Annotated in this window: 20 protein-coding genes; 13 read left to right on the plus strand and 7 right to left on the minus strand. The window is 40.8% G+C overall.

Annotated elements, in window-relative coordinates:
• Positions 1-93: 93 nt before the first annotated feature.
• Together nrfA and RB604_RS10695 are read right to left on the minus strand one after the other, a co-directional pair.
• On the minus strand, positions 94-1,575 hold the full coding sequence (gene nrfA / locus RB604_RS10690) for an ammonia-forming cytochrome c nitrite reductase (RefSeq protein ID WP_055295575.1): 1,482 nt from the start codon (positions 1,573-1,575) through the stop codon (positions 94-96).
• Positions 1,576-1,614: 39 nt separating this feature from the next.
• Positions 1,615-3,975, minus strand: coding sequence for a sensor histidine kinase (locus tag RB604_RS10695; protein ID WP_172680700.1), 2,361 nt, complete (start codon positions 3,973-3,975; stop codon positions 1,615-1,617).
• Between the two features lie 361 nt (positions 3,976-4,336).
• On the opposite strand from RB604_RS10695, the gene pepT reads away from it, so the two are divergent.
• The 4 genes from pepT (at position 4,337) to RB604_RS10715 (ending at position 9,703) form a co-directional block, all read left to right on the plus strand.
• A complete protein-coding gene (gene pepT, locus RB604_RS10700; RefSeq protein WP_021935438.1) occupies positions 4,337-5,563 on the plus strand; it encodes a peptidase T in 1,227 nt (408 codons plus the stop codon).
• Between the two features lie 38 nt (positions 5,564-5,601).
• A complete protein-coding gene (gcvT, locus tag RB604_RS10705) occupies positions 5,602-6,687 on the plus strand; it encodes a glycine cleavage system aminomethyltransferase GcvT (RefSeq protein ID WP_055295571.1) in 1,086 nt (361 codons plus the stop codon).
• A 267-nt stretch (positions 6,688-6,954) separates the two neighbouring features.
• The gene (locus RB604_RS10710; protein ID WP_007478299.1) at positions 6,955-9,207 is read left to right on the plus strand and encodes a monovalent cation:proton antiporter family protein; all 2,253 of its coding nucleotides are present in this window, start codon (positions 6,955-6,957) and stop codon (positions 9,205-9,207) included.
• 70 nt (positions 9,208-9,277) lie between these two features.
• Positions 9,278-9,703 (plus strand): HIT family protein, encoded by a 426-nt coding sequence (locus RB604_RS10715; RefSeq protein WP_055295569.1) that lies wholly within the window; start codon positions 9,278-9,280, stop codon positions 9,701-9,703.
• Positions 9,704-9,889: 186 nt separating this feature from the next.
• Here the strand turns inward: RB604_RS10715 and RB604_RS10720 are convergent, their stop codons facing one another.
• From RB604_RS10720 to RB604_RS10735, 4 genes are all read right to left on the minus strand, one after another.
• Positions 9,890-10,309 carry an RNA-binding S4 domain-containing protein gene (locus tag RB604_RS10720; protein WP_005924386.1) on the minus strand — a complete coding sequence of 140 codons (420 nt, stop codon included), beginning with the start codon at positions 10,307-10,309 and terminating at the stop codon, positions 9,890-9,892.
• A 38-nt stretch (positions 10,310-10,347) separates the two neighbouring features.
• Positions 10,348-10,911 carry an aminoacyl-tRNA hydrolase gene (gene pth / locus RB604_RS10725; protein ID WP_005924383.1) on the minus strand — a complete coding sequence of 188 codons (564 nt, stop codon included), beginning with the start codon at positions 10,909-10,911 and terminating at the stop codon, positions 10,348-10,350.
• A gap of 107 nt (positions 10,912-11,018) precedes the next feature.
• Complete coding sequence (locus RB604_RS10730; protein WP_005924380.1) at positions 11,019-11,609, minus strand: 50S ribosomal protein L25/general stress protein Ctc; 591 nt, start codon at positions 11,607-11,609, stop codon at positions 11,019-11,021.
• A 136-nt stretch (positions 11,610-11,745) separates the two neighbouring features.
• Positions 11,746-12,108: a PUR family DNA/RNA-binding protein gene (locus tag RB604_RS10735; protein ID WP_055295633.1), complete on the minus strand. Its 363-nt coding sequence runs from the start codon at positions 12,106-12,108 to the stop codon at positions 11,746-11,748.
• Between the two features lie 168 nt (positions 12,109-12,276).
• Between RB604_RS10735 and nusB the strand changes: the two genes are divergently transcribed.
• The 6 genes from nusB (at position 12,277) to RB604_RS10765 (ending at position 16,455) form a co-directional block, all read left to right on the plus strand.
• A complete protein-coding gene (nusB, locus tag RB604_RS10740; RefSeq protein ID WP_025819647.1) occupies positions 12,277-13,203 on the plus strand; it encodes a transcription antitermination factor NusB in 927 nt (308 codons plus the stop codon).
• Positions 13,204-13,246: 43 nt separating this feature from the next.
• Positions 13,247-13,570, plus strand: a complete 324-nt coding sequence (gene yajC / locus RB604_RS10745; RefSeq protein ID WP_005924373.1) for a preprotein translocase subunit YajC — start codon at positions 13,247-13,249, stop codon at positions 13,568-13,570.
• Between the two features lie 20 nt (positions 13,571-13,590).
• Entirely contained in the window at positions 13,591-14,607 is a 1,017-nt protein-coding gene (locus RB604_RS10750) for a CdaR family protein (RefSeq protein ID WP_005924371.1), read from the plus strand.
• Positions 14,597-15,205 carry a dephospho-CoA kinase gene (gene coaE / locus RB604_RS10755; RefSeq protein ID WP_021935584.1) on the plus strand — a complete coding sequence of 203 codons (609 nt, stop codon included), beginning with the start codon at positions 14,597-14,599 and terminating at the stop codon, positions 15,203-15,205. Before RB604_RS10750 ends, coaE begins: the two co-directional genes overlap by 11 nt.
• 106 nt (positions 15,206-15,311) lie before the next feature.
• Positions 15,312-15,734, plus strand: a complete 423-nt coding sequence (locus tag RB604_RS10760; RefSeq protein ID WP_005924366.1) for a DUF5606 family protein — start codon at positions 15,312-15,314, stop codon at positions 15,732-15,734.
• 481 nt (positions 15,735-16,215) lie between these two features.
• Entirely contained in the window at positions 16,216-16,455 is a 240-nt protein-coding gene (locus tag RB604_RS10765; protein ID WP_021935586.1) for a hypothetical protein, read from the plus strand.
• 69 nt (positions 16,456-16,524) lie between these two features.
• Here the strand turns inward: RB604_RS10765 and clpB are convergent, their stop codons facing one another.
• The gene (clpB, locus tag RB604_RS10770; protein WP_055295567.1) at positions 16,525-19,113 is read right to left on the minus strand and encodes an ATP-dependent chaperone ClpB; all 2,589 of its coding nucleotides are present in this window, start codon (positions 19,111-19,113) and stop codon (positions 16,525-16,527) included.
• Positions 19,114-19,437: 324 nt separating this feature from the next.
• On the opposite strand from clpB, the gene RB604_RS10775 reads away from it, so the two are divergent.
• The 3 genes from RB604_RS10775 (at position 19,438) to RB604_RS10785 (ending at position 22,037) form a co-directional block, all read left to right on the plus strand.
• Positions 19,438-20,016, plus strand: coding sequence for a DUF6621 family protein (locus RB604_RS10775; protein WP_055295566.1), 579 nt, complete (start codon positions 19,438-19,440; stop codon positions 20,014-20,016).
• A gap of 52 nt (positions 20,017-20,068) precedes the next feature.
• Complete coding sequence (locus tag RB604_RS10780; protein ID WP_005924353.1) at positions 20,069-20,965, plus strand: LysR family transcriptional regulator; 897 nt, start codon at positions 20,069-20,071, stop codon at positions 20,963-20,965.
• Between the two features lie 79 nt (positions 20,966-21,044).
• On the plus strand, positions 21,045-22,037 hold the full coding sequence (locus tag RB604_RS10785; RefSeq protein ID WP_005924350.1) for a YeiH family protein: 993 nt from the start codon (positions 21,045-21,047) through the stop codon (positions 22,035-22,037).
• Positions 22,038-22,044: the final 7 nt, after the last annotated feature.

A 22,044-nucleotide genomic window follows, 5' to 3' on the forward strand; every position in this document is an offset into this window, starting at 1 on the left:
TTAAAATATAGATTGAAAAGTGCATGTTTTCTACAGGGTTGTAGAAGCATGCACTTCTTAATATATGATATAAGATCGAATTGTAAAAGCGGGTTACATGCCTGCAATACGTTTATTCTCTTTCGCCTCCTGTATCCACATCGGGATCACCTCTTTCAAGAATTTTTCTTTAGCTGCCTTTTCGGTAGAAATGTCCAAACCGATATATTGCTGGGCTTTTTGTTTGGTGGAAATATCCGGTAACGGCACATCATCGGAATATCCATGCCGTATCAGAACTTTGGCGATAGCCATGCGTGCCTTGTATGCTTTGTCCAGCCCATGCCCTAAGATCCGCATGGTCTCTTGTGGAGCATGGAAAGAAGCGCCATGAGAAGAAACCCCGAAATCCCATCTCCATTGTGCCTGGCGAATATATGTCAATGCTTCTTGCATTTCGTTTTCGGTAGCTCCTTTGTCCCAGGCAAACTTGGCTTCGATATGCGCTGTAGTCAATTCCTTTTCCAATAGATTGCGCAGTTCATCAGCTTTCTGCTGTCGTTCATATACGTTATGACGAAGTGTTTCCTTATTGTCGCGGTGGCAAGTTTGGCAAGTACGTTCCACCACTGCCAGTGGATTTTGGATATGATGGTCACTGTACTTTATACCCCCTTCTTCGTCATATGGCATATGGCAATCGGCGCATGATACCCCACGCTGAGCATGGATACCCATGCGGAATATTTCATAATCGGGGTGCTGGGCTTTCAACATACGTGCACGGCTCAACTTATGAATGTAGTCGGTAAAATCAGCTTCATCGTAATATTTTTCTATGTTTTCTACCGTGAGACCTTTATCCCAAGGAAAGGTCAGCCGTTTTTCATCTCCTTGGAAATAATATTCCGCATGGCATTGGGCGCATACCAATGAGCGCATTTCCTGTGGAGAAGCTTTGTTTACATCCTTGCCTTGACGACTGAACGCTTCAATAAGTGCCGGACGGCTGATATGCAGATTCATGTTTTCCGGTTCATGACAATCTGCACACCCCACAGGGTTTACTATCTCACTACCCAATGCCGCCCATTTTTGACGGTAGAAAGAATCTACACCGATCGTTTGCATCAATCGGGGGACATCCGGGCTTTTGCATGCCCAGCACGAAGAGGGTTGCGGACCGTCAGCCGCTTTCATGGGCGCACCGGTACGGAGAGAATGGATGGCATCATTCAGTGCATACATATGTCCGCGCGGAGTGGAATAATCTTTTGAAAAGGTGTAACCGGCCCATAATACCACCATCTCGGGACGTTGTGTTAAAATATCTACGGAAAAATCTCTTCGGAAATCGCTCAGGGAATGAGTCGTTACCGTATCTGCCCACGTCTGGTATTCGCGGGGATAGCTTTTGCTGAAAAGAGGGCTACGTGCTTCTACGCCGGTTATCTTTACTTTCTGAGTGTAAGTGATGGTCGCTATTTCTTTTCTGGACTCCAGTAAGGATGAGATGCCTATTCCAAGCATAAAGACCAAAATCATTACGCTGCTAAATAACAACCATTCCTGCCAGGATTTCATTTTGCTTTTCATTGTTTGTTTTTTTTTCTTTTAAAATCTCCATTATGCAGACTATATCGCATTTGCCAAAGATAGAATTACCGTGAAACAACTGCCTTTATCTACTTCTGACTGTACTTCTATGTGTCCTCCCAACCGTTCGATAATCACTTTACAGATGGAAAGTCCTAAACCGCTGCCCTGCTCGAACTCATTAATTTTATAGAAGCGGTCGAAAATCATGAGGAGTTCTTTTTCATCGATACCTTTGCCGGTATCTTTTACATAAACGCGTACCTCATGATGGGTCTTATCTAATTTACATCCTAATGTTATTTCCCCTTTGCTGGTGAACTTATTGGCATTATTCAAGAGATTGGAGATAACTTGGGTGAAGCGGAGACGATCCGTGTTGACAGGTAACGAAACACTTTCATCGAGTTCAAGATAAAAATTTAAAGAGGTCTGTATCAGTCCTTGGTGGGTCATATAGATCTCTTTTATTACCTCTGTCAAGTTACATTCTTCCATTTCGAAAAAGGTGATACCGGAATCCATGCGAGACATTTCCAATACGTCATTGACTAACTTCAATAGTAAATCGTTATTATGATTCACCAGTTCGAGCATGGTTGCTTTTTCTTCCGGATCTAATTTGTCGGCTTCTTCGCCTACCAGTAAATTCGTGAAACCCACGATGGCATTTAGTGGAGTACGGATCTCATGGCTCATATTATTGAGAAACGATTGCTTTAGTTCTGCTTTTTCTGCTATCTGCTTTGCCAATATGAGTTGTTCTTCGTGTTCTGTCTGTTTCTGGATATTCTGCATGATACCCGCCATCATAATTTTTCCTTGTGCATCTTTCAGGCTGCTGCATCGGAGTTCAAACCATTGGTAGTCTTCTTTCTCCTTATCGAAACAGAAACGAATACGTTGTATTTGCATATTGGGAGATTGGTGCAGCGTCTCATAAAACGAACTCAGCAACGGAATATCATCCGGATGTATATATGTCCGGAAATCATCCTTGGTGAATTTTCGTTGTTCAAGTCCCATTGGGTAACCGTAATTGCCGTCGAACTCAATAATGTCGTCCTGAATATTCCAAAGCGTGATTTGTCCTCCATCCATAGAGAGACTCAGTCGCTTTTGAACCTCTTCCAGCATTTGAAGATTTTTGTGTTCTATTAGTGAACGCCGGTGCATGCGCAGTAAAATAATGGAAATCAAAATGAAAGTTAGGACAAACAATGTCCCCAATAAATAAAGCTCCTTTTGGTAATGGGCATAAAACGGATAATTAATGATGCGGACATTTTGGGGGACATTGTGCATATGCCCTGCATATTCGGAAAAATAAGTCCAATCCAGCACATATTCTTTGTTCAGATCCCTTATTTTAGGCATGCCTGTTTTCTCTTTATTCAGAAGACGGACACTTAAGTCGACAGCCGCTTTTGCCGAGATCTCTTTCGTGGCCATATATCCGCCTACAATTTTGGCTTTTTCATTAAATCCTTCACGAATACAACTGAAAGAAGGAATGTTCAAGGCATTCACCATCGGAATAGCCATCCTATCGAATTTATCCAGTAAAAAGACTTGGTCTTCCTGTATGCGTCTCGAGCGTTCGAGCATGATCAGCAAAGAGGCTCCTTTTATATAACGGAACGGACAAAGGCTGACAGTCAGCTTGTTCATTGCTAAACTGTCATTTGTGATGCCGGGTATTAAATTGAAGTACGCGATCATTTTCCATAGCTTCTCGTAATCGGACTCTTGTGTAAATTCTTTCTGATATCCTAAAAACTTTACGTTTTTTCGTTCAACTACGTGGGTGAGCATATCAAAAGACTCACGTCCCATAGCAGTCATATCTATATTATAAAAGATCTCTAAGCCGGTATGAGGGTGTAGTGTTTTAATGAAATCCATATTGCGCTTTAAGTCGGGAGTATCACGTAATATATACACTTTCTGCAAATCATATTCCGCTATCAATTTTTCATTGGGGAAATGCACATTGCAAGCTACCACGGGAATAGAGGATAATAGTCGGTGATGGGTAGATAATAAAGCATCGGTCGCCTGATCTCCTATGGGCAAAATAAGGTCTATGGATTTATTTTTAAGCAATTCGAGGTATTTTTCAATACATCCGGTTTCTTCTGTTCGGTTAGAATGAGAGCAACCAAGATAGAATTTATCGAATATTACCTTAATCCCTTGGTTTTTGAACTCTTTTTGCAAACATTCTTCGATATTACCATGTCCAATTTCATCTTTGGCAGTAGAATAGATAAGAGAGAGATGTTTCGTTGTCATGTTATTAGTGACATGCCATTGTTTGTAATTTAGTCCGCATATAAAGGCAAATAACAAAATAATGGAAACTGATATGTATTTATGCTTCAGGTTGTTTTTGTTCATGGTGTTGTTTAATTGCGAGCAAAAATAACATAATTTCGGTAAAAAAAGCATATAAGATAAAGATACTTTTATTAAAATACATTATTTATTAAAAATCGAGGGATAGAGTGAGATATAGATGGTCTTCTCTGAACTAAGAAGGTTGGGTATCTTCTGAAAATTTCAGCAGACAGTTGGAATATGACGAATGTACATGATCATAAAAAATATTCTGTACTATCAAAAAGAAACCATTGATAGGGTGGAAATGCATTTTATAGAAAAAGAGCCGGGATTTGCTTGTCAATTCACGGCTCTTTTTCTACCTTTACGGCAAATGTATTGTCAATTGTAAATAGTGAATTTTTAAATTGTAAATAATATGGCTTTAGTAGAACGTTTTTTGAGGTATGTAAGCTTTGATACTCAATCAAGTGAAGAAACGCGGATTACTCCCAGTACTCCGGGACAAATGGTTTTTGCCAAGTATTTGAAATCGGAACTGGAGTCTTTAGGTCTGGAAGAGATTACATTGGACGAACACGGTTATCTTTTCGCCACCCTTCCGGCAAATACGGATAAGGAAATTCCCACTATCGGTTTTATTGCCCATATGGATACGAGTCCTGATATGAGTGGCAAGGATGTGACACCGCGCATCGTGGAAAATTATAACGGTTCGGAGATCGTGCTTGATGCTGAAGAGCGGGTAGTACTGAGTCCGGCACAATTTCCGGAATTGCTTGACCACAAAGGGGAAGATTTGATAGTTACCAATGGAAAAACGTTGTTGGGAGCCGATGATAAGGCCGGTATCGCAGAAATTGTTTCTGCAATGGCTTATCTCAAAGAGCACCCGGAAATTAAACATGGTAAAATTCGTATCGGTTTCAATCCTGATGAGGAAATCGGTGAAGGTGCACATAAATTCGATGTGGAGAAATTCGGTTGTGAATGGGCCTATACGATGGACGGCGGTGAAGTAGGGGAGCTGGAATTTGAGAATTTCAATGCGGCGGCGGCCAAAATCATATTCAAAGGGCGTAACGTGCATCCGGGCTATGCCAGACATAAAATGATAAATTCCATTCGTATAGCCAATCAGTTTATCAGTATGTTGCCACGTCATGAAACGCCCGAGCATACCGAAGGGTATGAAGGGTTCTATCATCTGATCGGCATTCAGGGAGATGTGGAACAGACAACTCTTTCTTATATAATCCGCGATCATGATCGTTCGAGGTTTGAAAGCCGCAAACGTGAAATGGCTCATCTGGTGAGAAAAATAAATGCGGAATTCGGAGAAGACATTGCGGTGCTCGAACTTCGTGACCAATATTATAATATGCGTGAAAAGATAGAACCTGTGATGCATATTATCGATACTGCTTTTGCAGCGATGGAAGCGGTAGGAGTGAAACCGAATGTGAAACCTATTCGTGGTGGTACGGATGGGGCTCAGCTATCATTCAAGGGCTTGCCTTGTCCCAATATCTTTGCCGGCGGATTGAATTTCCACGGTCGCTATGAATTCGTGCCTGTTCAGAATATGGAAAAGGCGATGAAGGTGATCGTGAAGATAGCGGAACTTGTTGCTCAAAAAGCTTGATTCATCAACCATAAATCATAATTCATAAATCATAAATCATGAAAACCACTCCGTTTACCGACAAACATATTGCATTGGGTGCCAAGATGCACGAATTTGCCGGCTATAATATGCCTATCGAGTATTCCGGCATTATTGACGAACATCTCACGGTGTGCAATGCCGTAGGTGTATTCGATGTATCCCATATGGGAGAGTTCTGGGTGAAAGGTCCCGGTGCGTTGCCCTTTCTGCAGAAGATTACTTCTAACAACGTAGCTGCACTTGCACCCGGTAAGGTGCAATATACCTGCTTTCCGAATGAAGAAGGCGGGATTGTGGATGATTTGTTAGTGTATCAGTATGATCCGCAGAAATACCTGTTAGTGGTCAATGCTTCTAATATTGAGAAAGATTGGAATTGGTGCGTTGCACATAATACCGAAGGAGCCGAACTTGAAAATTCTTCGGATCGTACTGCGCAGTTGGCAGTTCAGGGGCCGAAAGCAATTCTTGCTTTGCAGAAACTGACGGATATCGATCTTTCGGATATTCCCTATTATACGTTCAAAGTCGGTGAGTTTGCCGGGGAGAAAAACGTGATTATTTCAAATACCGGTTATACAGGTGCAGGAGGTTTCGAGTTGTATTTCTATCCGGACGCTGCTGATAAGATATGGAACGCAGTTTTTGAAGCTGGCGAGGAATTCGGGATCAAGCCTGTCGGGCTGGGTGCCCGTGATACGCTTCGGCTTGAAATGGGATTTTGCTTGTACGGCAATGATTTGGATGATACCACATCTCCTATTGAAGCGGGGTTGGGGTGGATTACGAAATTTGTGGATGGGAAGAATTTTACTAACCGTGCGATGCTTGAGAAACAAAAGGCCGAAGGAACCGTACGTAAATTGGTTGGCTTTGAGATGATCGATCGTGGCATTCCTCGTCATAGATATGAATTGGTAGATGAGGATGGTGGTAAGATAGGGATTGTAACTTCGGGAACCATGTCTCCTATGAGGAAAATCGGTATCGGCATGGGATATGTAAAACCGGAATACAGCAAGTTGGGAACAGAAATTTTTATCGATATGCGGGGACGTAAATTGAAAGCGGTGCTGGTAAGACCTCCGTTCAGGAAGTAAGACGATCATCAAAACTGTTAATTCAGTAGTTCAGTAGTCAAGTAGTAAGTAGTCAAGTAGTAAGTAGTTAAGTAGAAATGTTTTGTCTAATATATTTCCCTTAACTACTTGACTACTTGATTACTTGGCTACTGATTATGAATCACTCAGACTAAGTGTATGCCTCAGGTTAACAAAGTTTAGCCTGAGGCATAATTTTTTTTGTCCTTAAGCCGGTTTCTCTTTTGATTTTCATGTAATTTTGCATGCAATAAAACATTAACGGAGATGTCAAACTTACCTACATTGATAGCCGACTTGGCGTTGATCCTGCTTTGTGCCGGCGTAATGACACTGTTATTTAAAAAATTAAAACAGCCTTTGGTGTTGGGATATGTTGTTGCCGGATTTCTGGCCAGTCCGCATATGCCTTATACACCTTCGGTAATGGATTCTGCGAATATTAAAACTTGGGCCGATATAGGTGTGATCTTTCTTCTGTTCGCATTAGGACTCGAGTTTAGTTTCAAGAAAATAGTGAAAGTCGGAGGTACGGCAGTCATCGCCGCCTGTACCATTATATTTTGTATGATTCTTTTGGGAATGGGCGTGGGGATGAGTTTCGGATGGCAACGGATGGACTGCATCTTTTTGGGAGGTATGATAGCCATGTCTTCTACGACTATTATATATAAGGCATTTGATGATCTCGGACTGCGTAAAAAACAATTTACCGGATTGGTGCTGAGTATTCTTATATTGGAAGATATCCTTGCTATCGTGCTTATGGTGATGCTTTCTACAATGGCGGTGAGTAATAACTTTGAAGGAACCGAGATGCTCGAAAGCATCGGAAAACTGCTGTTCTTTTTGATTCTTTGGTTCGTGGTCGGTATTTATCTCATTCCCGAATTTTTAAAGCGTTGCCGCAAGTTGATGAGTGAAGAAACATTACTGATTGTATCTCTTGCGCTTTGTTTCGGGATGGTGGTGATAGCTGCCAATACCGGATTTTCGGCAGCTTTCGGTGCTTTTATCATGGGTTCTATTCTTGCTGAAACGATAGAAGCCGAATCTATCGACCGATTGGTCAAGCCGGTCAAGGATTTGTTTGGTGCTATCTTTTTTGTTTCTGTAGGTATGATGGTGGATCCTGCGATGATTGGAGAATATGCATTACCTATTCTGGTGATAACGCTTGCCGTCATTGCCGGACAGGCATTGTTTGGTACATTTGGAGTGATATTGGCAGGGCAGCCGTTAAAGACAGCGATGCAATGCGGGTTCAGTTTGACACAAATAGGTGAATTTGCTTTTATTATTGCGTCTTTGGGAGTATCTCTTCATGTGACGAGTGATTTTCTTTATCCTATCGTAGTGGCGGTTTCGGTTATCACGACCTTTCTTACTCCGTATATGATTCGTCTGGCAGAGCCGGCATCTGATTTTGCCGATCGTCATTTGCCCGAATCCTGGAAGAGTTTTCTTGCCCGTTATTCTTCCGGTCCGCAGACGGTAAACCATGAAAACCTGTGGCGGAAACTTCTTTTCGCCATGGCCCGTATCGTAGTGGTTTATTCCATTGTAAGCATCTCTATTGTGGCTATTTCATTCCGGTTGGTCGTTCCGGTTTTCCGTGAGAATCTGCCGCATTTCTGGGCCTCGTTGTTAGGAGCTGTATTTACCATTCTTTGTATATCGCCTTTTCTCCGTGCCATCATGGTCAAAAAGAATCATTCGGCGGAGTTTATTACATTATGGAATGCCCATCGTGCCAACCGTGCACCATTGGTTTCAACGATTGTGCTCCGTATGCTGATTGCCGTGTTATTTGTGATGTTTGTGATTGCCCGGTTGTTTAAATCTTCTATCGGCTTATTGATTGGTGTTGCTATCTTGATTGTAATATTGATGGTACTTTCGCGTCGTTTAAAGAAACAATCCATATTGATTGAACGGAAATTTTTTCAGAATCTTCGCTCTCGTGATATGCGGGCTGAATATATGGGTGAGAAGAAACCGGAATATGCGGGACGTTTGCTTTCCCGTGATTTGCATCTGGCCGATTTCGAACTTCCGGGGGAATCTCTTTGGGCGGGCAAGACGTTGCTTGAATTAAATCTTGGTAAGAAGTATGGAATACATGTAGTCTCTATCCTTAGGGGACGACGGCGGATCAATATACCCGGAGGCAGTACCCGTTTGTTTCCGATGGATAAAATACAGGTAATCGGTACCGATGAGCAACTTAACCTATTCAGCGAGGAGATGTCAAAAGAGGCTTACGTAGACAGTGATGTTTTTGAAAAGAGCGAGATGACTTTAAAGCAGTTTATGATCGATGCCGATTCCGCTTTTTTAGGTAAAACGTTGCGCGAATCGGGCATACGTGATAAATATCATTGCCTGATAGCCGGTGTGGAACGTGGAGAAGAAATGTTGATGACACCGGACGTTAATGCACCGTTTGAAGAGGGGGATGTGCTATGGGTAGTTGGTGAAAAGGAGGATGTATACCAATTAGTCGGTCAAAAGAATTAAAAAATCGACATTACATGTGGGTAAGATGCTTATCTTTGCCGGCATATCAATCTAAAAAAGAATTTATATCATGAAAAGCGATCCTAAAGAATGCTTGTATTGCCAGAACAATGAAACGCTGAACAATCTGATGATCGAGATTGCACAGCTTAGTGTATCACGTGTGTTTCTTTTTAAAGAGCAGACCTATCGTGGTCGTTGTCTTGTAGCATACAAAGATCATGTGAATGACTTGAACGAACTGAGTGATGAAGACCGTAATGCATTTATGGCCGATGTGGCCCGTGTTACCCGTGCGATGGATAAAGCTTTCCATCCGGAAAAAATAAACTATGGCGCTTACTCCGATAAGCTTTCCCACCTGCACTTTCATTTGGCTTCTAAATATGTGGATGGCCCTGACTATGGAGGTACATTCCAGATGAATCCGGGGAAAGTATATCTGACGGATGCAGAATATCAGGAACTGATTGAGGCGATAAAGGAGAAGTTGTAAGTGAGGGTGTGTCAAAACGTAATTTGATTAAAGGACAACTTTTAATCTGAAACTTGACTCCCTAAATCAATGATGAAAAGAGCCATATCATTACTCAAAAACAGAGTTTGATATGGCTCTTTTATAATTGTTAGTTACAATCTATAACTTTTTAGAGTGGTCATTTTAGTTTTGACACACCCTCAACTACTCTTCTTCGAAATCGAAGTCAAATTCGAAATCATCCAAAAATTCCGGAGTGGTAAATTCTTCTATGCTTCGGCGGTCTTTTTTAGTCGGACGTCCTGTACCGCGTGCACGGTCTACGAACCCGCTTATCTTGCTCATTTCCAATAGTTCGTATTGGTCGGGAGTCGTTACGTTTTCCATAACTTCCGGAACAAGTTTGGCACCCACTCGTTTTTCTATGGCCTGTAATACTTTGAATGAGTAAGTGATGGGTGGTTTCTTCACTTGAATCACGTCACCGGGTTTAATCATGCGCGCGGCTTTTACATAAGAACCGTTTATACTGATACGGCCTTTTTTACATGCTTCGGCGGCAATTGTACGGGTTTTGAAAATACGTACGGCCCACATCCATTTATCTATTCTTGCTTCAGGCATGAGGTTATTTGTAATTAAATGATTAGTTACAGATTTATTTACTTTTTGTTGAATTGGTTCATGGTTATATTGATTCCCGCCAGACAGAAGCTTTTTATAATTTCACCGGCTGTTTCCAGACGTTCATCCATTGTTTTCCAATCTTCGTCTGTGAAGTGGCCGAGCACATAGTCTATCTGTCCGCCACGAGGAAAATCATTCCCTATTCCGAAGCGGAGACGTGCATAGTTTTGAGTTCCCAGTGTGGCGGCAATATGTTTCAGTCCGTTATGGCCGGCATCGCTGCCTTTTCCTTTCAGGCGAAGAGTACCGAAAGGTAACGCCAGGTCATCTACTACAATCAATACATTTTCTAATGGAATTTTCTCTTCCTGCATCCAGTATCGAACTGCCAATCCACTCAGATTCATGAATGTAGATGGCTTAAGGAGCAATAATTGCTGCCCTTTTATTGAGAAAGATGCTGTAGAACCGTAACGTCCGCTTGTAAAAGGAGTGTTATTCAACTTTGCCAAAGCGTCTACTACCATAAAACCTATATTATGGCGTGTATCACGATATTCGGGGCCGATGTTGCCCAATCCTACGATGAGATATTTCATAAGTAATTAATATGTATTGATGAGATGAAAAAGAAACGCAGACTAACACAGACCAAAATCTGTGATAATCTGCGTTCCGAAATATTCTGATAGAAGTATTCCTGTGATTATTTTCCTGCTGTAGCAGCTGCACCTCTTGCTGCACGAGTCAGTTTAACTGCACATACAACAGCGTCTTTTGCATTCAGCAATTCAAGACCTTCATAGTTAAGCTCACCTACTTTTACTGTCTTACCAAGACCCAAGTGAGAGACATTTACTGTCAGTTTTTCCGGAATAATATTATAGAGAGCTTTCACTTTCAGTTTACGCATCTGCAGAACCAGTTTACCACCGGCTTTAACACCTTCTGCCAAGCCTTCCAATTGTACCGGAACTTCCATAACGATAGGTTTAGCTTCATCAATTTGATAGAAGTCAACGTGCAGGATAGTATCTTTTACCGGATGGAATTGGATATCTTTCAAGATAGCATTTACTTTTTTGCCATCGATAACCAAGTCTACTACATAAATATGCGGAGTATAAACCAGGTTACGCAGACCTTCAACAGGTACTGTGAAATGGATATTTTCACCACCTCCGTAAAGTACGCAAGGTACACCGTTGTCTTTACGAATAGCTTTCAAAGCTCTTGCTTGTTCAGAAGAGCGTTCTGCAATAGTTCTTGCAGTTCCTTTTACTTCAATTGATCTCATTTTTTTAATTTTTTGTGTTACTCTAAATTAAGTGATTTGAGTGCTTAATTCACCATCACACGATGTGGTATTCCACACGATGTTGCAAAAAAGCGGTGCAAAAGTACGCTTTCTTTCTGAAATATCAAAAAAATACTTATTCAAAATCAATATCTATCTTTATTTCACCGGCCGGCTGCGCCTCTTCTATGGCTACTTCTTCTCTGGCTGCATGTCCTTGCTGGTCATTGATATATTCTATTGCTTGAGTGAGTCCGGTCATGAATTTATCGAAATCTTCCTTATATAAGAAGATTTTATGTTTTTCGAAACTGACTTGTGAATCGTCACCTTCACCCATAACCACTTTCTTGCTCTCAGTGATGGCAAGGAACATTTCATCTTTCCGGTTTTTCTTTACGTCAAGATAATAAATACGTTTACCGGCTTTGATGGATTTTGAGAATACAATCTCTTTGTCATTCATATCTGCGTTCATTTTCTTTTTTAAATCTTCCATATCATTAGGTCCGTTTATAATCGGCTTCAAAATTGGAACTTTTTTTTTAACTGTCAAAAGAAAAAGGGCAGAGAATGAAATACTGCATTAAAAAATGTGATTTATTTGCAGAAACTCATTAAAAATATCTACTTTTGCAATTCGTTAATAACAGTATTATTAAAGATTATGATTAACAGAGTTCTTATTCGTCTAAAAATCATACAAATAGTGTATGCTTACTATCAGAACGGCAGCAAAAATTTAGACTCAGCGGAGAAAGAGTTGTTCTTTAGCCTGTCAAAGGCTTATGACCTCTATAACTATTTGTTGATGCTTATGATTGCATTGACGGACTACGCACAAAAACGCATTGACACAGCTAAAGCCAAACTGAAACCTACAAAAGAAGAGTTGTATCCGAACATGAAGTTTGTGGAAAACAAATTTATTGCACAACTTGAAGTGAATAAACAATTGACGGAATTCGTTGCCAATCAGAAAAGGACATGGGCGAATGATCAGGATTTTGTCAAAGAGCTTTATGATAAAATAGTGGAGTCGGATATTTATAAGGAATATATGGCTTCAACTGACAACTCTTACGAGGCAGACCGTGAGTTGTGGCGGAAACTTTATAAGATGTTTGTATTCAACAATGATTCTTTGGATCAGGTATTGGAAGATCAAAGTTTGTATTGGAACGACGATAAAGAGATTGTAGATACATTTGTGTTGAAAACAATCAAACGCTTTGAGGAAAAACAAGGGGCCAACCAACCGTTGCTTCCCGAATTTAAAGATGATGAAGATCAGGAGTTTGCACGTCGTCTTTTCCGTCGTACGATATTGAATGCCGACTATTATCGCCACCTTATCAGTGAAAACACCAAAAACTGGGATTTGGACCGTGTAGCATTTATGGATGTAATTATTATGCAGACGGCTTTGGCAGAAATTCTAAGTTTTCCGAACATTCCGGTCAGTGTTTCGTTAAATGAATATGTAGAAATAGCTAAGCTTTACAGTACGGCTAAGAGTGGTAGTTTCATCAATGGAACATTGGATGGAATTGTTAATCAATTGAAAAAAGAAGGTAAGTTGACAAAAAACTGATACCTTTGCTCTTATAGATTAAAAAACTAAAACGAAATTATTTATGAATTTATTGACTGTATTACTGCAAGCTCCTGCTGCAGGTCCCGACGGAAGCCTGATGTGGATTATGCTGATAGCAATGTTTGTTATCATGTATTTCTTTATGATTCGTCCGCAGAATAAAAAACAAAAGGAAATTGCTAACTTTCGTAAATCTCTTCAAGTAAACCAGAAGGTTATTACTGCTGGGGGAATACATGGAGTGATCAAAGAAATTAACGACGATCATATCGTACTTGAAATTGCATCTAACGTAAAGATTAAGATAGATAAGAATTCTATTTTTGCAGATGCATCTGCTGCAAGCCAGCAACCTGCTAAATAAGTTATAATATAAATAAGCCTATGTTCGAACGTAGGGACATAAAGTCTATTTATTTAGAACTATCTGAAAAGATTAAGAATTTTCTGCTTAGTGATAAGAGCAGAGAATTCTTAATCTTTTTGTTTTTTTTCTTTATTGCCGGAGGATTCTGGCTTTTGCAAACATTAAATAGCGATTATGAAGCCGAGTTTTCTATTCCTGTCCGCTTGAAAGGGGTTCCCAATAATGTAGTTATAACCTCGGAACCGTCTTCGGAACTGCGTGTTAAAGTAAAGGATAGAGGAACTGTCTTGCTGAATTATATGCTCGGGAAGAGTTTCTTTCCGGTGAATCTTGACTTTGCTGATTATAGCGGACGGGATAATCATGTGAGGATATATGCTTCAGAGTTTGAGAAAAAGATCATGAGCCAGCTTAATGTGTCTACTCGTTTGCTGTCGGTGAAACCGGATACGTTGGAGTATATTTATTCTACCGGAAAGTCTAAACAGGTGCCGGTGAAGATGCGGGGAACGGTAACTGCAAGCCGTCAATATTATATTTCCGATACGATTTATTCTCCTGATTCTGTGCTGGTTTATGCACCTGCCAATATTCTCGATACGATAACGACTGCATACACGCAAAAGGTCGAATTGAATGATATCGCAGATACGCTGACTTATCATGTTTCTCTCGTAGGAGTAAAGGGGGCCAAGTTTGTGCCAGGTGCGGTAGATTTAACTTTACCGGTAGATATTTATACGGAAAAAACGGTTGAAGTGCCTTTGCATGGAGTCAATTTCCCGGCAGATAAAGTTTTGCGTACTTTCCCGTCGAAGGTGCAGATTACCTTTAAGATCGGTTTGGGGAGGTTTGATAAAGTCGATGCCGGTAATTTCATGATAAATGTATCTTATGAAGAATTACTGAAGTTAGGATCGAATAAATATACCGTGAAGCTCAAGTCTGTTCCACGGGACGTAAGTCACATTATTCGTATTGTACCCGAAAAAGTAGATTTTCTGATTGAACAAGTATCTCCCAATGAGTATTAAAATCGGTATAACAGGTGGAATTGGCAGCGGAAAGAGTGTCGTTTCGCAATTGCTGGAAGTGATGGGGATTCCTGTTTATATAGCTGATGTCGAGTCTAAACGTTTGACAAATACTGATCCGTATATAAAGAAAGAACTCTCTTCTTTACTGGGAGAAAAGGTATTTGCAGGCGGTGCTTTAAATAAACCGCTTTTGGCTTCCTATCTTTTCGGACATCCGGATCATGCCAGGCAAATTAATGGAATTATTCATCCGCGGGTGAAAGAGGATTTCCGTAAGTGGGTGGAGAAACGGGCACTGTTTCCTATAGTGGGAATGGAGTCGGCGATTTTGATAGAATCGGGATTTACAGGTGAGGTAGATGTGATAGTAATGGTTTATGCTCCATTAGAGATACGGATACAGAGGGCGATATGCCGGGATAACTCTTCGCGTGAACTTATAGTGAAACGTATTGAGAGTCAGATGAGCGATGAGGAAAAGCGTAAGCAGGCTGATTTTGTAATTGTGAATGATGATGACATGCCGCTCATCCCGCAGGTTTTGGAATTAATCTCTTTGCTATCTAAAAAAACGGATTACCTTTCAGAAAAATAGCTACTGTCTCAGCAATAAAAATAAGCGAGCTTATTTTGTATTGTCTTCGGCTTACACTATCTTTGCCAACCGAAAAAATAATCAATAATAAAAAACTGAATATATTATGTTGAAGACTATTTTGTCAATTTCCGGCAAGCCGGGATTATATAAACTCATTTCACAGGGAAAGAATATGCTGATTGTAGAATCTATCAGTGCTGAAAAGAAACGTTTTCCGGCTTATGGCAACGAGAAGATTATTTCATTGGCAGATATTGCAATGTATACGAATGATGCTGAGGTGCCTTTGCGTGATGTGCTTGAATCAATCAAGGAGAAAGAGAACGCAGCAGTTGCTTCTATCGATCCGAAGAAAGCAACTGCTGAAGAACTGCGTTCTTATCTGGCAGAAGTATTGCCGGATTTTGATCGGGACAGAGTTTACGTGAACGATATCAAGAAGTTGATTTTATGGTATAATATTCTTGTTACCAACGGAATTACAGAATTTAAAGAAACAGAAGCAAAAGAAGAGACGGAAGAATAAGCCGGATTGTAAAGTGTTGAAATATAGGAGCGTGATAAATGTCATTGAGGATGTTTATCACGCTTTTTGTTTTTTTATTGGTAAGTTCAAAACAAAAGAAAATACTCTCTGTTCTCTCTGTACTATGTATTTGCAGGAATATTTTGGGCTTTCTTTTGTAAGATTCAATGCTTTTTTACTTATCTTTGTTGCAATCCTTCGGCATCTGAAGTGTCAGGCGATAGGATAAAATAACAAATTAGAACAAAGGCGTTTACGATATTATTCTGTACTTGAAATCTGGACAATTTCACTATTCAGGAATAATGCTAACAAGCGCTCATGCTCTGCTGTATATGAAAATATATAGTACTGGGCGTGGGTTGTTGTACATTATTTGAATAGTGGCAGTCCAGAGCCTCAAGTACGATAATGGCAACAGTTCCCACGCTTTTTTATACATAAAGATCTCTTAAGGGGCTGAGAGGTGGACAAATAAAGTATGAATAAACGGTTTAATAAAACATTCGAACTCCTGCTGGACACCGAAAAAGGAGTTTTGCAACTAAATGGTCTGTTTGTAGATACAATGGTTTATTTGTATGACGATCATGGAAATTTGCAAGCGAAAGAACAATGCCCACAGCAATCTTTGATGATGCAACTTCCGAAACATGGTGCATATGTACTTGTACTGCTTCATCCTGTCTGTGAGGTGGCTGTACGAAGATTTATATATTGAGTGTTTTATACGGAAAATGCCGGTATGCTCGGTGGCATATCGGCATTTGATAGTGAATTTACTTCTTGTTTAGTTACGGAAAGATAATCCGTCTCCGGCCACATCGACTATGATCGCTTTGCTGCGGTCCACTTCCTGCGCAAGTAACTTTTTGGACAGGTCGTTTAGCAGATAGCGTTGGATGGCTCTTTTTACAGGTCGTGCACCAAATTCGGGATCATAACCGGCTTGTGCTATGAAATTGATGGCATTGTCTGTAAGTTGCAGTTCTACCCCGTTTTCTGCAAGCATCTTCTGAACACCTTTAATCTGTAACAGAACGATTTGTTTAATCTCTTTTTCTGTCAAAGGCAGGAACATTATGGTTTCGTCAATACGGTTCAGGAATTCCGGACGGATTGTCTTTTTCAACATGTTCATTACCTCCTTTTTAGTCTCTTCAACTACCTCTTCCTTATTGGAACCATTCAGTTTTTCCATCTGGCTTTGTATATAGGAACTACCCATATTGGAAGTCATGATGATAATGGTATTTTTGAAGTTGACCACGCGTCCTTTATTATCCGTCAGTCGCCCGTCATCCAGCACTTGTAGCAGAATGTTGAATACATCCGGGTGGGCTTTCTCAATTTCGTCGAACAATACCACGGAGTATGGTTTACGTCGGATCGCTTCCGTCAATTGTCCGCCTTCATCATATCCTACGTATCCCGGAGGGGCTCCGACCAAACGGGAAACGCTATGTTTCTCCTGATACTCGCTCATGTCGATACGGGTCATCATCGTCTCGTCGTCAAACAGGAATTCTGCGAGTGCTTTTGCCAATTCTGTTTTACCTACACCGGTGGTACCGAGAAATATGAATGAACCTATCGGACGTTTCGGGTCTTGTAATCCTGCACGGCTACGACGTACGGCATCAGCAACGGCAGCAATAGCTTCATCCTGACCAATCACACGTTCGTGAAGTTCATCCTCGAGATGGAGCAACTTGTCTTTTTCGCTTTGGAGCATTTTGCTTACCGGAATACCGGTCCAGCGGGATACTACATCGGCGATGTCTTCGGCATCCACCTCTTCCTTGATCATAGCCGAATCGCCTTGCATCAGCTTCAATTCTTCCTGTATCTCTGTGATTTCCTTGTCCAATGCTTGTAGCTTTCCATAACGGATTTCCGCTACTTTTCCATAATCTCCTTCACGTTCTGCCTTTTCTGCCTCGAACTTCAAGTTTTCTATTTCTACTTTATTCTGCTGGATTTTATCCATCAGTGATTTTTCATTTTGCCATTTGGCCTTGTAAGATTTCTCCTGTTCCTTCAATTCGGCGATTTCTTTGCCTATCGTATCCAGTTTCGGTTGATCTTTTTCACGTTTGATAGCTTCACGCTCGATCTCTAATTGTTTGATTTTGCGTGATATCTCATCCAGATCTTCCGGGACGGAATCTACTTCCATACGGAGTTTGGCGGCAGCTTCATCCATCAGGTCGATCGCTTTATCGGGTAAGAAACGATCGGTGATATACCGGTTGCTTAATTCCACCGCAGCAATGATGGCATCGTCTTTGATACGTACATGGTGGTGGTTTTCATAACGCTCCTTCAATCCACGTAGGATGGAAATGGTACTGAGTGTGTCCGGTTCATCCACTTGTACGATCTGGAAACGACGTTCCAATGCCTTATCCTTTTCAAAATATTTTTGATACTCATCGAGGGTGGTGGCACCGATTGCCCGTAATTCACCGCGTGCTAAAGCCGGTTTAAGAATATTGGCGGCATCCATTGCCCCTTCTCCTTTACCTGCTCCGACTAACGTGTGAATTTCATCAATAAACAGGATGATATTTCCATCGGATTTCATCACTTCATTGACTACCGACTTCAGCCGTTCTTCGAATTCACCTTTATATTTTGCACCTGCTACCAATGCACCCATATCCAGTGAGTACACTTGCTTGTCACGCAGGTTTTCGGGTACGTCACCTCTTAATATACGATGGGCCAACCCTTCTACAATAGCTGTCTTACCGGTACCCGGTTCACCTATAAGTATGGGGTTGTTTTTGGTACGGCGACTTAATATCTGAAGCACACGCCGTATCTCTTCATCACGTCCGATAACGGGATCGAGCTTACCGCTACGGGCTGCTTCGTTCAGGTTAATGGCATATTTTTCAAGTGATTGATAAGTATCTTCACTTGATTGTGAGGTCACCTTTTCGCCTTTACGCAATTCGTTGATGGCACTGCGTAACTCTTTTTCTGTCATTCCTGCATCTTTCAGAATGGTGGCAACGGTACTTTTTACAGTCAGTAACGCCAATAATAAATGTTCGAGTGAAACGAATTCATCGCCCATTTCTTTTGAATATTGTGTTGCTTTCTGAAGCACATCATTCGATTCTCTGCTCAAATAAGGTTCTCCACCGGATACTTTCGGTAATGAATCTATCTGTTTGCCGACAACCAGCGCAATTTGTTGTCCGTTCACTCCTAACTTCTGGAAAATGAAGTTGGTTACGTTTTCACCGACTTTCATTACCCCTGCCAGTAAGTGAGCCGGTTCAATGGCCTGCTGCCCCCGGGCTTTTACCAAGTTTACGGCTTCTTGCACCGCTTCCTGGGATTTAATGGTAAAGTTGTTAAAGTTCATATCTTATAATCTCCTTTCTTATTTTCACGTTTTCAATAACACTAAAGGGGGCGCAAAAGATTTGCCAATACATATAATATGCCATTTTTTCAGTAAAATTATATAATTAGTTGACAAAATGTCTGCTTTATATCCATAGGGTATATAGAGCTTTTGAGGGGGATAATTGTCTCTGTACTATCTTTATGATTGGGACATGGAGATATGATTATTTATACAGTCGGGGCATACTGCCTAAACTTTTAGAAGATTGATGATGCGTGTATAAAAGCTTTATTGTATCTTTATCCCTCAATATACGGATTTTATAATGGAATAATTTTTATGGATAAAAAGATAAAATTGCCTGAGATTGTTATGCTGATTGATGCCGCATTCTTGAATTATGTAGTTTCGGATTTAAAAAGCTATTTTGAGAAAATTCTGAATCGGCCTTTACGGGAAATTGATTTATCATTGTTGACTACTTATCTGGCGTTGGATGCCGGCATTAGTGAGGGGGATAACAAGGCACAGTTGCTGTTTGTGTATGATAAAGATTCTTCTAAGTTGCTGTTTTGCAAACCGGCAGATCTGAAAGAAGAACTGAACGGGGTTGCTTTTTCAAGCCAGTTCGGTGAATTTTCTTTCGCCGGGGTTCCTTGTGAAGAAATGGTGACCCGCGAAGAACTGTTTCTTGATTTGTTGGGAATAGTATCGGATTCGGCAGATGTGAAGAAGCTTATTGTGATTTCTTTTAATGAAGAATATGGAGATAAGGTGAGAACCGCCTTGAATGCCGTGAAGGAAAAAGAGGTTATTCAGTTCCGTATGAGTGAACCTGACGGAGTGGTGGAGTATCATTGGGAAATGCTGGCATTCCCGTTAATGCAGGCTTTGGGTATCAAAGGGGATGAATTATAAGAGAATCGCTTCTTGTGGTTCGTCCTGTTATTAATCGTTAATCATTATTCATATGTCCGATTTCCGTTTAAAAGTATTTCAAAGCGTAGCAAAGAATCTCAGTTTTACAAAAGCCTCGCAAGAGCTTTTTGTCAGCCAACCGGCCATAACCAAACATATTCAAGAATTGGAAGCCTGTTATCAGGCGAGACTTTTTGACCGTCAGGGAAATAAAATATCTCTCACAGAAGCCGGAAAATTGTTATTGGAACATAGTGAACGTATTCTTGATGCTTACAAACGTCTGGAATATGAAATGCATCTTTTGCACGGCGATTATATCGGTGAGTTGAAACTTGGTGCCAGTACCACGATAGCCCAATACGTGCTGCCACCTTTATTAGGAAATTTTATCCGTAAATTTCCACAGGTGAATCTGTCTCTCTTGAACGGTAATTCCCGTGAAATAGAGACTGCATTGCAGGAACACCGGATTGATTTGGGATTGGTGGAAGGGATTTTTCGCTTGCCCAATTTGAAATATACTACCTTCCTTGATGATGAGTTAGTAGCCATCGTACATGCTCAAAGCAAACTTTCCTTGCCGGATGAAATAACTCCCGAAGACTTGCAGCATATTCCTCTTGTCCTTCGTGAACGTGGTTCGGGTACTCTCGACGTGTTTGAACGTGCACTGCTCCAACATAGCATTAAACTCTCTTCCCTCAATGTGTTGATGTATCTCGGCAGTACAGAGAGTATAAAATTATTTCTGGAAAACACGGATTGTATGGGTATTGTATCTATACGTTCTATTTATAAAGAATTGGCTTCCGGTAATTTCCGTGTCGTTGAGATAAAAGAGATGCAGATGTTACGTGAGTTTTGTTTTGTTCATCAGCAAGGGCAGGAGGGAGGATTACCACAGGTGTTTATGCAGTTTGCCATGCACTATAACCAAAGGTTATAGTGCATAAATAGAAACAATTGGTGCATGCCATAAAGTAACCGTATCTTTGCACTCGAAAAAATAATTAAACAATAAAGATATGGTGTCAGCTATTACAAGAACATTAAAGACGAATAATAAAATTGTCTATGTATCCTTACTTTCGATTTTAACTTTTTTCTTATTATTGGATTATATTCCGGGCATGCAAGCTTTTTCGGCATGGGTTACTCCTCCTTTGGCTTTGTTTTTAGGATTGGCTTTTGCATTGGTTTGCGGGCAGGCACATCCGAAATTTAATAAGAAGACTTCTAAATATTTGTTGCAATATTCCGTAGTAGGTTTGGGGTTTGGTATGAATCTCCATTCAGCACTTGCCTCCGGTAAAGAAGGTATGGAATTTACCGTTATCTCAGTAATAGGAACTTTGGTGATTGGCTGGTTTATCGGACGTAAATTATTGAAGGTAGACCGTAATACTTCTTATTTAATCAGTTCGGGTACTGCTATTTGCGGTGGTAGCGCTATTGCTGCGGTAGGGCCGGTAGTGAAAGCTAATGATAGCGAAATGTCTGTTGCTTTAGCCACTATTTTTATTTTGAATGCTATTGCATTGTTCATTTTCCCGGTAATAGGCCATGCTTTGGGTATGAGTCAACATGAATTCGGGACATGGGCTGCCATTGCCATTCATGATACGAGTTCGGTGGTAGGAGCCGGTGCGGCATATGGAGAGGAAGCCTTGAAAGTGGCGACTACCATTAAGTTGACACGTGCCCTTTGGATTATTCCAATGGCATTTGCCACTTCGTTTATTTTCAAAAGTAAAGGGCAGAAGATTAGCATTCCCTGGTTTATTTTCTTTTTTGTATTGGCTATGATTGTGAATACTTATCTATTGGGAAGTGTTCCGGAGGTGGGTGCCGCTATTAATGGCCTGGCACGCAAAACTCTGACTATAACCATGTTTTTTATTGGTGCTTCCTTGTCTATTGATGTTGTGAAATCAGTTGGCCTTAAACCTTTGGTCCAGGGAGTATTGCTATGGGTGGTTATCAGCTGTAGTACATTAGCCTACATTTATTGGTTCTAAAAATCAT

It is taken from the genome of Bacteroides salyersiae (genome assembly GCF_031172035.1).
Classification (GTDB): Bacteria; Bacteroidota; Bacteroidia; order Bacteroidales; family Bacteroidaceae; genus Bacteroides; species Bacteroides salyersiae.

What these genes read in the sequence shown, in the direction of transcription:
- RB604_RS10750 (WP_005924371.1), top strand. Translation starts at nt 13,591, where the DNA reads ATGTTCGAACGTAGGGACATAAAGTCTATTTATTTAGAACTATCTGAA.
- RB604_RS10730 (WP_005924380.1), bottom strand. Translation starts at nt 11,609, where the DNA reads ATGAGATCAATTGAAGTAAAAGGAACTGCAAGAACTATTGCAGAACGC.
- gcvT (WP_055295571.1), top strand. Translation starts at nt 5,602, where the DNA reads ATGAAAACCACTCCGTTTACCGACAAACATATTGCATTGGGTGCCAAG.
- RB604_RS10765 (WP_021935586.1), top strand. Translation starts at nt 16,216, where the DNA reads ATGAATAAACGGTTTAATAAAACATTCGAACTCCTGCTGGACACCGAA.
- clpB (WP_055295567.1), bottom strand. Translation starts at nt 19,113, where the DNA reads ATGAACTTTAACAACTTTACCATTAAATCCCAGGAAGCGGTGCAAGAA.
- RB604_RS10780 (WP_005924353.1), top strand. Translation starts at nt 20,069, where the DNA reads ATGTCCGATTTCCGTTTAAAAGTATTTCAAAGCGTAGCAAAGAATCTC.
- RB604_RS10695 (WP_172680700.1), bottom strand. Translation starts at nt 3,975, where the DNA reads ATGAACAAAAACAACCTGAAGCATAAATACATATCAGTTTCCATTATT.
- RB604_RS10785 (WP_005924350.1), top strand. Translation starts at nt 21,045, where the DNA reads ATGGTGTCAGCTATTACAAGAACATTAAAGACGAATAATAAAATTGTC.
- RB604_RS10720 (WP_005924386.1), bottom strand. Translation starts at nt 10,309, where the DNA reads ATGCCTGAAGCAAGAATAGATAAATGGATGTGGGCCGTACGTATTTTC.
- RB604_RS10735 (WP_055295633.1), bottom strand. Translation starts at nt 12,108, where the DNA reads ATGGAAGATTTAAAAAAGAAAATGAACGCAGATATGAATGACAAAGAG.
- RB604_RS10760 (WP_005924366.1), top strand. Translation starts at nt 15,312, where the DNA reads ATGTTGAAGACTATTTTGTCAATTTCCGGCAAGCCGGGATTATATAAA.
- RB604_RS10715 (WP_055295569.1), top strand. Translation starts at nt 9,278, where the DNA reads ATGAAAAGCGATCCTAAAGAATGCTTGTATTGCCAGAACAATGAAACG.
- yajC (WP_005924373.1), top strand. Translation starts at nt 13,247, where the DNA reads ATGAATTTATTGACTGTATTACTGCAAGCTCCTGCTGCAGGTCCCGAC.
- RB604_RS10775 (WP_055295566.1), top strand. Translation starts at nt 19,438, where the DNA reads ATGGATAAAAAGATAAAATTGCCTGAGATTGTTATGCTGATTGATGCC.
- RB604_RS10710 (WP_007478299.1), top strand. Translation starts at nt 6,955, where the DNA reads ATGTCAAACTTACCTACATTGATAGCCGACTTGGCGTTGATCCTGCTT.
- nrfA (WP_055295575.1), bottom strand. Translation starts at nt 1,575, where the DNA reads ATGAAAAGCAAAATGAAATCCTGGCAGGAATGGTTGTTATTTAGCAGC.
- pth (WP_005924383.1), bottom strand. Translation starts at nt 10,911, where the DNA reads ATGAAATATCTCATCGTAGGATTGGGCAACATCGGCCCCGAATATCGT.
- nusB (WP_025819647.1), top strand. Translation starts at nt 12,277, where the DNA reads ATGATTAACAGAGTTCTTATTCGTCTAAAAATCATACAAATAGTGTAT.
- pepT (WP_021935438.1), top strand. Translation starts at nt 4,337, where the DNA reads ATGGCTTTAGTAGAACGTTTTTTGAGGTATGTAAGCTTTGATACTCAA.
- coaE (WP_021935584.1), top strand. Translation starts at nt 14,597, where the DNA reads ATGAGTATTAAAATCGGTATAACAGGTGGAATTGGCAGCGGAAAGAGT.